This is a genomic window from Streptomyces sp., assembly GCF_036566765.1.
GTDB lineage: Bacteria > Actinomycetota > Actinomycetes > Streptomycetales > Streptomycetaceae > Streptomyces.
Window position 1 is genome coordinate 1 of the sequence record NZ_DATCVQ010000537.1, and the last position, 12,982, is coordinate 12,982.

Annotated in this window: 10 protein-coding genes; all 10 read right to left on the minus strand. The window is 70.6% G+C overall.

From position 1 onward, the window contains the following. Positions 1-169: 169 nt before the first annotated feature. Positions 170-1,858 carry a CYTH and CHAD domain-containing protein gene (locus tag VIU94_RS31290; RefSeq protein WP_331916543.1) on the minus strand — a complete coding sequence of 563 codons (1,689 nt, stop codon included), beginning with the start codon at positions 1,856-1,858 and terminating at the stop codon, positions 170-172. Between the two features lie 100 nt (positions 1,859-1,958). Further along, positions 1,959-3,155, minus strand: a complete 1,197-nt coding sequence (gene rodA, locus VIU94_RS31295) for a rod shape-determining protein RodA (protein WP_331916545.1) — start codon at positions 3,153-3,155, stop codon at positions 1,959-1,961. Between the two features lie 4 nt (positions 3,156-3,159). Then, complete coding sequence (gene mrdA, locus VIU94_RS31300; protein ID WP_331916546.1) at positions 3,160-5,346, minus strand: penicillin-binding protein 2; 2,187 nt, start codon at positions 5,344-5,346, stop codon at positions 3,160-3,162. Between the two features lie 19 nt (positions 5,347-5,365). Beyond that, complete coding sequence (gene mreD / locus VIU94_RS31305) at positions 5,366-6,031, minus strand: rod shape-determining protein MreD (protein WP_331916548.1); 666 nt, start codon at positions 6,029-6,031, stop codon at positions 5,366-5,368. Between the two features lie 4 nt (positions 6,032-6,035). Continuing rightward, positions 6,036-7,034, minus strand: a complete 999-nt coding sequence (gene mreC, locus VIU94_RS31310; RefSeq protein ID WP_331916550.1) for a rod shape-determining protein MreC — start codon at positions 7,032-7,034, stop codon at positions 6,036-6,038. Between the two features lie 138 nt (positions 7,035-7,172). Then, a complete protein-coding gene (locus tag VIU94_RS31315) occupies positions 7,173-8,192 on the minus strand; it encodes a rod shape-determining protein (protein WP_331916554.1) in 1,020 nt (339 codons plus the stop codon). Between the two features lie 285 nt (positions 8,193-8,477). After that, positions 8,478-8,891 (minus strand): nucleoside-diphosphate kinase, encoded by a 414-nt coding sequence (ndk, locus tag VIU94_RS31320; RefSeq protein WP_331916556.1) that lies wholly within the window; start codon positions 8,889-8,891, stop codon positions 8,478-8,480. Between the two features lie 64 nt (positions 8,892-8,955). Continuing rightward, positions 8,956-9,312 (minus strand): DUF4233 domain-containing protein, encoded by a 357-nt coding sequence (locus VIU94_RS31325; RefSeq protein ID WP_331916558.1) that lies wholly within the window; start codon positions 9,310-9,312, stop codon positions 8,956-8,958. 5 nt (positions 9,313-9,317) lie between these two features. After that, entirely contained in the window at positions 9,318-10,820 is a 1,503-nt protein-coding gene (gene folC, locus VIU94_RS31330) for a bifunctional tetrahydrofolate synthase/dihydrofolate synthase (protein ID WP_331916560.1), read from the minus strand. A 133-nt stretch (positions 10,821-10,953) separates the two neighbouring features. Next, positions 10,954-12,982, minus strand: a 2,029-nt coding sequence (locus tag VIU94_RS31335) for a valine--tRNA ligase (protein WP_331916562.1), incomplete at its 5' end; no start/stop codon positions are given.

Sequence of the window (12,982 nt, forward strand, 5' to 3'; positions counted from 1 at the left end):
TCGGCGGACTCCCACGGCTTGACCGTGGAGTTCAGCTCTCCACCGACGTACTGAATCGGCTTCTGCACGTGCGGGAGCAGAGCTTCGAGCTGCGGGAAGACAGACTCGGCAGCAGACATCTCGAACCTTCGTGAGCTGGCAGGGGGCGACTCTCAAGCGTACCCGGTGCTCAGCCGGTCGATTTCGCCCGCAGTTCCGGGGCGGAGGCGGCCGCCCAGACCTCGGGGAGCTCGCGCTCGCGGGCGGCCGCGGCGGCCTCCTCGCGGGCGTACAGGAGTCCCCAGGTGAAGGCGGACTCGCCGGCCGCGTGGGCCTGGACGGCGAGGGTGCGCAGGGCGTCGCGGGCGACGACGCTGTCCTGGTGGTCGCCGAGGAGGGTCTGGACGGCCTTCGTGCGCTTGGCGACGCGCTCGGCGGGCTTGCCGAGGGTGGGGACGGCGGCCTCGGCGGCGTAGCGGGCGCGCTTGGCGGCCTTGCGGGCCTCGTGCAGGGCGAGATCGCGGTCGTGGCCGGGGTCGAGATCGAGGGCGTGGGCGATGCGGGCGGCGAGGCGGTCGTGGTCCTTCTGGACCGCCTTCGGCAGCACGGCGGTCGCGGGGCGGGCGGCGGCGGGGAGGAGGGGCGGGGCGGCGAGCAGGGCGTCGAGGGCGTCCAGGAGGGCGAGGTACCGCTCGGAGTCGAGCGCGGCGAGGGCGCGGCGGCGCGAACCGCGGGCGTGAGCGGCGTCCCAGATGCGCAGCCGGCTGCGGGCCGGGCCGAGGACCAGGGGACGGGGGGTGGCGTCGAGCAGCTCGCGGAGCCGTGCGACGAGCACCTCCTGATCACGCGCGAACCCGAGCTCCCCGGCGAGCCACTTGAGCTCCTCGCCGAGGGGGTCGCCGGCGGCGCGGTCGACGACCTTCCGGTACGTCTTGAACGCGCTCCGAAGCCGTCGGCAGGCGACGCGCATCTGGTGCACGGAGTCGGGGAGGTCACGGCGCACGGCAGGGTCCATGGCGACGAGCACGTCCCGCTGCGCGCGTACATAGTCGAGCACGGCGGCCCCGGCGGTGCCGGGTGCGGGGCTGGATTCCCCTGCCCCGCCCCTTCCCGAAGCTCTGACGAGACCGGGGGCTTCGCCCCCGTCCGCCCGCCGCCCCGGCTTCGCGGCGCGGTCATCGGTCCCCGCGTGCTCGGGCGCCGAGCCGGAGGCTCCGCCCCCGTGCCCCTTCCGCGCCCGCTTCGCGGCGCCTTCCCCGGGCGCGGCAGCCTCCTCCGCCGCCGGCTGCGTCTCGGCCAACGCCCTTGCCAGTTTCGACGGCGCGTCCGACGGGTGGATGCCCGCTTTCTTCAGGCGTTTCTCCACCGCGTCGAGGGTCTGCTCGGGGGCCTCGTCCGCGAGTTCCACCTCGATCTCGGTCCAGGTCGCCTCGCCCGCGCCGAGGAGGCGGTCGGCGTGGACCGTGTCGACCGAGAGCTCCGCCAGCAGTGCGCCGTCCTCGGCCCGCAGGTGGTGGACGGCTCGGGTGGAGCGGAGCCGGACGATCGGGACGACCTCCGTGTCGCGGACGCGGGAACGGAGGAGCCCCGCCAGGGAACGCGGGAGCGTGTCCGAGAGCGGGGCTCTGATCTCGTCGCGGATGCCGGACGCGACCGGGAACTTCAGGTGCCAGCCGGCGTCGCCCCCGCCCGTCCTGCGCCGCAGGGTGAGCGAGTCCGCGGCCAGCCGCAGGTCGGGGGTGTCGTAGTAGACCGCGTCGAGTTCCGCGACGCCCCGGTCCTCGACGGACGCGACCCCGGCCGCCCGCGTCAGGTCCGGCAGCTCCGTCCGGTCGGTGGCTTCGTACTTCCGCTCGATCTCGCGCTTCGTCTCCGCCATGAATCGAATCTAGACGGGAAGTGAACGCGAGGGGAGTGCGCCTTCGTAGTCGAGTGCGCCTTCGCAGTCACCTGCGTGCCTACGCAGCTGCTTGCGCGCCCTACGCAGTTATCGGCCGCTGCACCCTGATCGACTGCAGCAGACCGATCGCCACCCACACCGCGAACATCGACGAGCCGCCGTACGAGACGAACGGCAGCGGCAGGCCGGCCACCGGCATGATGCCGAGCGTCATGCCGATGTTCTCGAAGGCCTGGAAGGCGAACCAGGCGATGATGCCGGCCGCGACGATCGTGCCGTACAGCTCCGTCGTCTCCCTCGCGATCCGGCAGGCGCGCCACAGGATGACGCCGAGCAGGACGAGGATCAGGCCCGCCCCGACGAAGCCCAGCTCCTCCCCCGCCACCGTGAAGACGAAGTCCGTCTGCTGTTCGGGCACGAACTGACCGGTGGTCTGGTTGCCCTTGAAGAGGCCGGCGCCGAGGAGGCCGCCTGAGCCGATCGCGATACGGGCCTGGTTGGTGTTGTAGCCGACGCCGGCCGGGTCGAGCTCGGGGTTGGCGAAGGCGGCGAAGCGGTTGATCTGGTACTCGTCGAGCATGCCGAGCGTGGTGACGAGGACCGCGCCGAGCACGCCCGCGCCGATCAGGCCGAGCACCCAGCGGTTGGACGCCCCGGAGGCGAGCAGCACGCCGAGCACGATGACCCCCATCACCATCACCGAGCCGAGGTCCGGCATCAGCATGACGATGCCCATCGGCAGCGCCGCGAGGCCGAGGGCCTTGGCGACGGTGCCGTGGTCGGGGTGCAGCTGGTCGCCCGCGTCGACCTTCGCCGCGAGCAGCATCGCCATGATCAGGATGATCGTGATCTTGACGAACTCGCTCGGCTGCAGCGAGAAGCCGCCGCCGACCACGATCCACGCGTGCGCGCCGTTGATCGTCGCGCCGAGCGGGGTGAGCACGGCGAGGATCAGGACGAGCGAGATGCCGTACAGGACGGGCACGGCGCCCCGCAGGGTCCGGTGCCCGAGCCAGATCGTGCCGATCATCAGCGCGAGCCCGATCCCCGCGTTGAGGACGTGCCGGAACAGGAAGTAGTACGGGTCGCCCTGGTTGAGCTCGGTCCGGTTGCGGGTCGCGGACCAGACGAGCAGCGCGCCCAGGAACGACAGCGCGAGCGCGGAGAGCAGCATCGGCCAGTCGAGCCGGCGCAGCACCGAGTCGCGGGCGGTGAGCCTGGCGACGGGGCCGCGCTGAGGGGCGTACCGGGAGACGGAGAAGCCGGTGCGAGTCATCGGATCAGTCCCTCAGGTGGGCAGGCGGGCCGGCGAGCGGCGGCGGCGCGTCGCTCTTCTCGGGGTCGACCAACTGCGCATCGGGGTCGTACGGCTTGATGTCGGGCGACTCGATGGTGCCGTCGGCCTGGACCTTGGGCAGCGTCTTCTGCGCCTGGGGCAGCAGGGCGCGCTTGAGGTCCTGGTTGCCCTCGTCGTCGAGGCCGTACAGGGCGTCGTAGATGTTGCGCACCGCGGGGCCGGAGGCGCCGGAGCCGGTGCCGCCCTGGGAGATCGTCATGACGATGGTGAAGTCGTCGGTGTAGGTCGCGAACCACGAGGTGGTCTGCTTGCCGTAGACCTGGGCGGTGCCGGTCTTGGCGTGCATCGGGATCTTGTCCTGGGGCCAGCCGCCGAACCGCCAGGCGGCGGTGCCGCCGGGCTCGACGACGGAGCGCAGGCCCTTGTCGAGGTCGCTGATGGTCTGGGCGTCGACCGGGAGCCTGCCGTGGGCCTTGGGCTTGATCTCGTCGATCTTCTTGCCGTCGGGGCTGACCACGGCCTTGCCGATGGTGGGGTTGTACAGGGTCCCGCCGTTGCTGATGGCCGCGTAGGCGGTGGCCAGTTGGACGGGGGTGATGAGCACGTCGCCCTGGCCGATCGCGAAGTTGATGCTGTCGAAGGCCTTCAGCTGGTTGCCTTCGAGGCAGCTCTCATAGGCGATCTGCTCGACGTAGGTGCCGCCCTTCTTGCCCTGCTTGCACCAGGAGTCCTTGTTGGCCGCCCAGAAGGCCTGCTTCCAGTGGCGGTCGGGGATGCGGCCCTTGACCTCGTTGGGCACGTCGATGCCGGTCTCGGAGCCGAATCCGAAGTCGTGGGCGGTCTTGTAGAACCAGTCGTGGGCGTTCTTCTTCGGCTTGAGGCCGCCGTCGCGCTGCCACTCCTGGTGGCCGAGACGGTAGAAGACCGTGTTGCAGGAGAACTTCAGGGCGTCGCCGAGGGTGATCGGGCCGTGCCCCTTGGACTCGAAGTTCGCGAAGCTCCGGTTGCCCATGCTGTAGGAGCTGCTGCACATGTACTTGTCGTCGAAGGCGTAGCCGGCGCGCACCGCGGCGCTCGCCGACACCACCTTGAAGACGGAGCCGGCGGGCGCCTGGCCCTGGATGGCCCGGTTGAGCAGCGGGTAGTTGGAGTCCTTCTCGGTGAGCGCGGCGTAGTCCTTGGCGGAGATGCCGCCGATCCAGGCGTTGGGGTCGTAGTCGGGCTGGGAGGCCATCGCGACGACGCGGCCGGTCTTGGACTCCATGACGACGACGGCGCCCGAGTCGGCCTCGTACTTGCGGCCGGTGATCTTGTCGGTCTCCCCCCGGACGGTCTTCATCGCCTGGTGGAGCTCGTACTCGGCGACGGCCTGGACCCGGGCGTCGATGCTGGTGACGAGGGTGGAGCCGGGCACGCCCGGGTCGGACTCGGTCTGGCCCATGACCCGGCCGAGGTTGTCGACCTCGTAGCGGGTCACGCCGGCCTTGCCGCGCAGCTCCTTGTCGTACGTGCGCTCGATGCCGGAGCGGCCGACCTGGTCGGAGCGGAGGAACGGCGAGTCGCCGTCCTTGGCCTTCTCGATCTCCTCGTCGGTGACCGGCGAGAGGTAGCCGAGGACCTGTGCCGTGCGGGCCTTGCCGGGGGCCGGGTAGCGGCGTACGGCGGTGGGCTCGGCGGTGATGCCGGGGAAGTCCTCGGGGCTCTCCCGGATCCGCAGCGCCTGCTGCGTGGTGGCCTCGTCGGTGACGGGGATGGGCTGGTACGGGGAGCCGTTCCAGCAGGGCTTGGGGGTCTCCGAGTCGCAGAGCCTGATCTTGTTGACGACGTCGGCGGGCTTCATGCCGAGGACGCCCGCGAGGCGGGTGAGGACGGCCTTGCCGTCGTCCTTCATCTTCAGCAGCTCGGTACGGGACGCGGAGACCACGAGCCGGGTCTCGTTGTCGGCGAGCGGCACGCCGCGAGCGTCGAGGATGGGGCCGCGGACGGCGGGCTGGACGACCTGCTGGACGTGGTTGCTCTTCGCCTCGTCGGTGTACTCCTTGCCGTTGCGGATCTGGAGGTACCAGAGGCGCCCGCCCAGAGTGAACAGCAGAGAGAAGACGAGTACTTGGATGACGATGAGCCGGATCTGGACCCGGGGGGTCCGCCCGGTCTCCGGGATGTTGCTCATGCTGCGGCTTCCCCCTCGGTCACAGTCGCTTGACTCCCTTGATGCGCCCGGCCCGCGAGGCCCGGGAGCGGGCCGCCTTCACCCGCAGGCCGCTGCGCTGGGCGCCGATCCGCAGGCCGGTGCCGGAAGAGAGCCAGCCGGACGAGACGTCGGCGGCCGAGCTGTTGGTCTCGGCGAGCGGATCGTTGTCGACGCGTCTGGCCAGGGCCATGATGAGCGGCACGGTGAACGGCGCGAGCAGCAGGTCGTAGACGGCCGCCGTGAACAGCAGCGAGCCGAGTCCGACATGGCGGGCGGCGGTGTCGCCGACGAGGGCGCCGACGCCCGCGTACAGCAGGGTGGTGCCGATCGCGGCGGCGACGACCGCGGCCATCGGGCCGGTGGCGGAGCGGATCTGGCCCTTCTCCGGCCGGGTGAGTCCGACGACGTAGCCGATGACGCAGAGCACCAGGGCGTAGCGGCCGGCGGCGTGGTCGGCGGGCGGGGCCAGGTCGGAGAGCAGGCCCGCGCCGAAGCCGATGAGCGCGCCGCTGACGTGGCCGTACACGAGCGCGAGGGCGACCACGGTGAGCAGGACGAGGTCGGGGACCGCGCCGGGGAGCTGGAGGCGCGCGAGGACGGAGACCTGGACGACCAGGGCCACCACGACCAGGGCCGCGGAGAGCAGGATCCGGTTGAGCTTCATGGTCTCAGTCCCCCTGCTGCGGGTTGCGTCCGTCGGCCGGCGTCCGTCCCGGTGGCTGCTGCCCCGCCTGCTCCTGGCCCGGCTGCTGCTCCGGGTCGGGCGGCGGCGGGGTGACGGTGACCGTCACGGTCGGCGCGGGCCTCGGCTTGGGCGGCAGGACCATGTCGCGCGGGTCGGTGCGCGGGGCCTGGACGACGACGCCGACGATGTCGAGCTTGGTGAAGCCGACGAACGGGCGGACGTAGACGTTGCGGGTCAGGCCGCCGCCGGGCGGGTCGACGCGGACGATCTCGCCGATCGGGACGCCGGGCACGAACGGCTTGTTCGCCTGCGAGCCGAAGGTGACGAGGCGGTCGCCGGCCTTGACCTTCGCCTTGCCGTTGAGCAGCTGAACGAGCAGCGGGCCGTTGCCCTGGCCGGTCGCGAAGCCGAGTTCGTCGGTCTTCTCCATGCGGGTGCCGACGGTGAAGTCCGGGTCGCTGGCCAGCAGCACGGTCGCCGTGGACGGGCCGACGGTGGTGACCCGGCCGACGAGTCCGGCGCCGTTGAGGACGGTCATGTCGCGCCGGATGCCGTCGTCGGCGCCGGCGTCGATGGTGACGGTCCATGAGAAGCCCTGCGCGGCTCCTATGGCGATGACCTCGGCGCCCTTGATGCCGTACTGGCCGGCGCCGGCCTTCTTGAGCATCGCGTCGAATTCGGCGAGCCGGCTGCGGTTGCGGTCGTCGCTGCCGAGCTTGGCCTTGAGGGCGGCGTTCTCACGCTCCAGGGCGGCGATCCGGGTGTGCCGCTCGCCGGAGTCGCGTACGGCCCCTATGGCGTTTCCGATCGGATCGACGGCTGCCGCGACGCCGTTCTCGATCGGCCCGAAGGCCGCGGCGGCGGCCTGCCGGGCGCCGTCCACCGGTGACTCCTCGCCGCCCCGGATGTCCACCGTGATCAGTGCGAACGCGATGGCGACCAGCAGCACCAGGAGTAGCCGGCTCTCTCGTGTGTCCCTCACGTGCGGCGGCCGTGCCTTTCCTCTTGGTTCGATTGTTCCGAGCAGTTGGTACTGGTTCGAGCCGTTATATCAACGATCCGCTGTACGGGGGTTCTTGCCACCCGTACAGCGGATCGGCGGCGAGGTGTCGCCGAGTTGTTATCGCCGCGGCGAGGCGTCGAGGACCTGCTGGAGGGCCTCGAACTCCTCCACGCACTTGCCGGAGCCCAGCGCCACCGAGTCCAGCGGGTCCTCGGCGATGTGGATCGGCATCCCGGTCTCGCGGCGCAGCCGCTCGTCCAGGCCGCGCAGCAGGGCGCCGCCACCCGTGAGAACGATGCCGCGGTCCATCACGTCACCGGAGAGCTCGGGCGGGCACTTGTCGAGCGTGGTCTTCACCGCGTCGACGATGGCGTTGACCGGCTCCTCGATGGCCTTGCGGACCTCGGCGGCCGAGATGACCACGGTCTTGGGCAGGCCGGAGACCAGGTCGCGGCCGCGGATCTCGGTGTGCTCGTCCTTGTCGAGGTCGTAGGCCGAGCCGATGGTGATCTTGATCTGCTCGGCGGTGCGTTCGCCGAGGAGGAGCGAGTACTCCTTCTTGATGTGCTGGATGATCGCGTTGTCCAGCTCGTCGCCGGCGACCCGGATCGACTGTGCTGTGACGATTCCGCCGAGGGAGATGACGGCGACCTCGGTGGTGCCGCCGCCGATGTCCACGACCATGTTGCCGGTGGCCTCGTGGACCGGGAGGCCCGAGCCGATGGCCGCGGCCATGGGCTCCTCGATGATGTGCACCTGGCGCGCGCCGGCCTGGGTGGAGGCCTCGATGACGGCACGGCGCTCGACTCCGGTGATGCCGCTGGGGACGCAGACGACGACACGCGGACGCGCCAGGTAGCGGCGCTTGTGGATCTTGAGGATGAAGTAGCGCAGCATGCGCTCGGTGATCTCGAAGTCGGCGATCACACCGTCCTTGAGCGGACGCACGGCGACGATGTTGCCGGGCGTCCGGCCGATCATCTTCTTCGCCTCGGACCCGACGGCCAGAATTCCGCCGGTGTTCGTGTTGATGGCGACGACCGACGGCTCGTTCAGGACGATGCCGCGACCCCTGACGTACACCAGCGTGTTGGCGGTCCCGAGGTCGACAGCCATGTCACGGCCGATGAACGACATAGAGTTCCCCTTGTTTCCCATGAGGATGCGTCGGGCCTTCCCAATTGGAGCGTTGACGGCTTCTCAGGTAGGCGAGGTGGTGGTGCTGCATGTGCGGTGGCGTGGAGGATTCCATCGTAGTGCCGCCCGCAGCGATACGGCGCGGTGGACCACCTCTGTATAGCTGACGAGATGACGCAGCGAACCGTTCCCGGTTCTTCCGTTCATATGCCTGGGGGCGACCGAAATTCCATCGGTCGCCCCAGGTCGTTGCCCTGATCGGCTGACGCCGGATCAGCCTCCGGGTCAGACGAGGCCCGGGAAGAAGATCTTCAGTTCCCGGATGGCGGACTCCTCGGAGTCCGAGGCGTGGATCAGGTTCTCCCGGACGATGGTGCCGTAGTCGCCGCGGATGGAGCCCGGGGCGGCGGCGATCGGGTCGGTCGGGCCGGTGATGGTCCGCAGACCCTCGATGACGCGCTCGCCCTCGACGACCATGGCGACGACCGGGCCGGACTGCATGAAGCCCATGAGCGGCTCGTAGAACGGCTTGCCCTTGTGCTCGCCGTAGTGCTGCTCCAGCGTGTCCTGGTCCAGCTCGCGCAGCTCCAGTGCCGAGATGGTCCAGCCCGCCTTCCGCTCGATGCGGCCGATGATCTCGCCGATCAGGCCACGGCGGACGGCGTCGGGCTTGAGCAGGACGAGCGTGCGCTGGCTCACGGGGGGAACTCCTTCACGTGCGGTGTGCGGGCCTCCGAGGCTACAGGGCCCCGAGGACCCGCCGTCACGCAGCGTCAGGCCCTGCCGTGGCCTGGGCCTCCGCCCAGCGCGCCTTCACGTCGTCGATCCTCCGCCCGTAGTGCACCGAGGCCCACCACAGCAGCGCGAACGTGGCACCGAGGAAGAACATCACCGGAACCACGAAGCCGCTCGCGATCAGGGCGATCTGCAGGGCCCAGCCCAGCTGCACCCCGCCCGGACGGGTGAGCAACCCGCACAGCAGCACCGAGAACAGCATGGCGACGCCGCAGACCGTCCAGACCGTGGACGTCGACAGGCTGTCGTCCTTCATCGCGACGAGACCGGCGAAGCCGATCACGAAGAACTCGCCGATGAGCGTGGAGGCACAGAGGGTACGCAACGGATTCAGCCCTTCCCGAGGAGCAGCCGGGCCTCGCCGACCGTGAACACGGAGCCGGTCACGAGCACGCCCGCGCCCGCGAACTCGCCCTCCTCCTCCGCCAGGGTGATCGCCGCCTCGATCGCGTCGTCCAGACGGGGCTCGACCACCACCCGGTCGTCGCCGAAGACCTCCACGGCGATCGCCGCGAGCGCGTCGGCGTCCATCGCGCGGTGCGTGGAGTTCGCCGTGACCACGATCTCCGCGAAGATCGGCTCGAAGGCCTCAAGGAGACCGCGCACGTCCTTCTCCGCGCTGGTGGCGACCACGCCGATGAGCCGGGAGAAGCCGAAGGACTCGGAGACGCCCTCGGCCGCCGCCGCCGCGCCGGCCGGGTTGTGCGCCGCGTCCAGGATCACCGTCGGGGACTTGCGCACCACTTCCAGGCGTCCCGGCGAGGCCACCGAGGCGAAGGCCTTGCGGACGGTGTCCACGTCCAGCGTGCGGGCGTGCGCCGCGCCGATCCCGAAGAACGCCTCCACCGCGGCCAGCGCGACGACCGCGTTGTGCGCCTGGTGCGCGCCGTGCAGCGGCAGGAACAGGTTGTCGTACTCGCCGCCGAGGCCGCGCAGGGTCAGCAGCTGGCCGCCGACCGCGACCTCGCGGGAGACGATCCCGAACTCCATGCCCTCGCGGGCCACCGTGGCGTCCACCTCGACGGCCTTCTTCAGCAGCACCTGGGCGGCGTCCACAGGCTGCTGCGCCAGGATGACCGTCGCGTCCTGCTTGATGACGCCGGCCTTCTCGGCCGCGATCTCGGCGGGCGTGGAGCCCAGCCGGTCGGTGTGGTCCAGCGAGATCGGAGTGACCACGGCCACCGAGCCGTCGATCACGTTCGTCGCGTCCCACGTGCCGCCCATGCCGACCTCGACCACCGCGACGTCCACCGGCGCGTCCGCGAAGGCCGCGTACGCCATGGCGGTGAGGACCTCGAAGAAGGAGAGCCGGTACTCCTGCTGGGCGTCGACCATCTCGACGTACGGCTTCACGTCCTGGTACGTCTCGATGAACCGCTCGGGCTCGATCGGGGCGCCGTCCAGGCTGATCCGCTCGGTGATCGACTGCACGTGCGGCGAGGTGTAGCGGCCGGTGCGCAGATCGAACGCGCCGAGCAGCGCCTCGACCATGCGGGCCGTGGACGTCTTGCCGTTGGTGCCGGTGATGTGGATCGAGGGGTACGCGCGCTGCGGATCCCCCAGCACGTCCATCAGCGCCGCGATCCGCGTCACCGACGGATCCAGCTTGGTCTCGCCCCAGCGGGTCGCCAGCTCGGTCTCCACCGCGCGCAGCGCCTTGTCGACCTCCGGGTCGGCGGGACGGGCGGGCACGGCATCGGCCGGCGGCGGGCCGCCCTGGGCGCGCAAAGTACGGCTGCCGGCCTCGATCACCGCCAGATCGGGGTCACGGTCTGTCTCGGTGTCGACGATCTCGTCGAAGTCGTCGAACTCGTCGCGGGGCTGCTCACTCACGGACCCAGTCTACGGAGCACCGCCGACAGCGTTGCGGACGCACCCCTTTCGGGACGTTCGCGGCGACCCGGGCGGGAGCCGGACATGCGGGAGGGCCCGGGACCGTGTCGGTCCCGGGCCCTCTCAGCCGTGCTTACGCCTGCGGCAGCCGCTCCAGCTGCGCCTGGATGCGGGCGATGTCCTCGTCCGCCTTGGCGAGCCGGGTGCGGATCTTGTCGACCACGTTGTCCGGGGCCTTGGCCAGGAAGGCCTCGTTGCCGAGCTTCCCGTTCGCCTGGGCCTTCTCCTTCTCGGCGGCCGCCAGGTCCTTCGCGAGCCGCTTGCGCTCGGCCGCGACGTCGATCGTGCCGGACAGGTCCAGCGCGACCTCCGCGCCCCCGACCGGCAGCGAGGCGGTGGCGGAGAAGCCCTCGCCCTCCGGCTGGAGCCGCAGCAGCTGCCGGATGGCGGGCTCGTGCGGGGCCAGCGCGGTGCCCGTCAGGGTGAGCCGGGCCGGGACCTTCTGGCCGGGCTGCAGGCCCTGGTCGGCACGGAACCGGCGGACCTCGGTGACGACCTGCTGGAGGTTCTCGATCTCCGCCTCGGCCGCGTCGTCACGGAAGCCCGAGTCGGTGGGCCACTCGGCGATCACGACGGACTCGCGACCGGTGAGGGTGGTCCACAGGGTCTCCGTGACGAACGGGACGACCGGGTGCAGCAGCCGGAGCATGACGTCCAGGACCTCGCCGAGGACCCGGCCGGAGACCTTGGCCTGCTCGCCGCCGGCGAAGAAGGTCGTCTTCGACAGCTCGACGTACCAGTCGAAGACCTCGTCCCACGCGAAGTGGTACAGCGCGTCGCTGAGCTTCGCGAACTGGTAGTCCTCGTAGTACGCGTCGACCTGCGCGACCGTCTTGTTGAGACGGGACAGGATCCACCGGTCGGTGGCCGACATCTCCGAGGCGTCCGGCAGCGGGCCCTCGACGGTCGCGCCGTTCATCAGCGCGAAGCGGGTCGCGTTCCAGATCTTGTTGGCGAAGTTCCGGGACGCCTTGACCCAGTCCTCGCCGATCGGGACGTCGACGCCCGGGTTGGCGCCGTTGGCCAGGGTGAAGCGGACGGCGTCGGAGCCGTACTCGTCCATCCAGTCCAGCGGGTTGACCGCGTTGCCGAAGGACTTCGACATCTTCTTGCCGAACTGGTCGCGGACCATGCCGTGCAGGGCGATGGTGTGGAACGGCGGGGTGCCGTCCATCGCGTACAGGCCGAACATCATCATCCGGGCGACCCAGAAGAAGAGGATGTCGTAGCCGGTGACCAGGACGGAGTTCGGGTAGAACTTCGCGAGGCTGTCGGTCTGCTCGGGCCAGCCCAGGGTGGAGAAGGGCCACAGGCCGGACGAGAACCAGGTGTCCAGGACGTCCGTGTCCTGGTGCCAGCCCTCGCCGCTCGGCGGCTGCTCGTCCGGTCCGACGCAGACGATCTCGCCGTTCGGGCCGTACCAGACCGGGATGCGGTGGCCCCACCACAGCTGGCGCGAGATGCACCAGTCGTGCAGGTTGTCGACCCAGTCGAAGTACCGCTTCTCCATCTCCTGCGGGTGGATCTTGACCTTGCCGTCGCGGACGGCGTCGCCGGCGGCCTTGGCCAGCGGGCCGACCTTGACCCACCACTGCAGGGACAGGCGCGGCTCGATGGTGGTCTTGCAGCGCGAACAGTGGCCGACGGAGTGGACGTACGGACGCTTCTCGGCGACGATCCGGCCCTCGGCGCGCAGCGCGGCGACGATGGCGGAACGGGCCTCCAGGCGGTCCAGGCCCTGGAAGGGGCCGTGGGCGGTGATGACCGCGCGCTCGTCCATGATCGCGAGGTTCGGCAGGCCGTGACGCTGGCCGATCTCGAAGTCGTTCGGGTCGTGGGCCGGGGTGACCTTGACGGCGCCCGTGCCGAACTCGGGGTCGACGTGCTCGTCGGCGACGACGGGGATGCGCCGGCCCACGATCGGCAGCTCGATCTCGCGGCCGACGAGGTGGGCGTAGCGCTCGTCGTCCGGGTGCACCGCGACCGCGGTGTCGCCCAGCATCGTCTCGACGCGCGTGGTGGCGACGACGATCGCGTCATCGCCGTCGCCGTAGCGCATCGACACGAGCTCGCCGTCGACCTCCTTGTGGTCGACCTCGATG